Origin of the sequence: Actinacidiphila polyblastidii (assembly GCF_036353415.1) — a bacterium.
In the GTDB taxonomy this organism is placed as follows: domain Bacteria; phylum Actinomycetota; class Actinomycetes; order Streptomycetales; family Streptomycetaceae; genus Actinacidiphila; species Actinacidiphila polyblastidii.
In genome coordinates, this window is record NZ_JAZEWV010000092.1 from 1 (window position 1) to 442 (window position 442).

The following is a 442-nucleotide window of genomic DNA, read 5'->3' on the forward strand; positions in this document are numbered from 1 at the left end:
AGCCCTGCCCGGGAAAGACGAACACCGGCCGTATCCCCTCACGACCCGAACCCGGTCCCCTACCCGTGCTGCTGCTGGTGCCGCGGATCAGCGCGGGTGAGTCACCGTCCTGCGCCAGTGCCCGCAGCCCCGAGAGCAGCGCCGCACGCCCCTCACCCACCACCACCGCACGATGCGTCAACCGGGCCCGTCCGAAGGCGAGTCGGTGGGCCACTGCCGCCGCGCTGACCCCTGCGTGCGCCGGGTCCTCGCTCCAGTCGGCGAGCCGCGCCGCCTGCTCCCGCAGCGCCTGAGGGCTTCGGGCGGACAGCACCCACGGCACGGCCCCCGTGCCCTCACCGCCCGTGCCCTCCCCGCCCGCGGGAATCCCCTCGGCCGCCTGATCCCGGTCCTCCTCGGGCGCCTGCTCCACGATCACGTGCGCGTTCGTCCCGCTGATCCC

The 442-nt window shown here is 75.1% G+C and carries 1 protein-coding gene; it reads right to left on the reverse strand.

Features of this window, described 5'->3' with window-relative positions; all coding sequences use genetic code 11:
• On the reverse strand, window positions 1-418 hold a 418-nt coding region (locus V2S66_RS34365; protein ID WP_461949951.1), incomplete at its 3' end, for a KS-MAT linker domain-containing protein.
• Window positions 419-442: the final 24 nt, after the last annotated feature.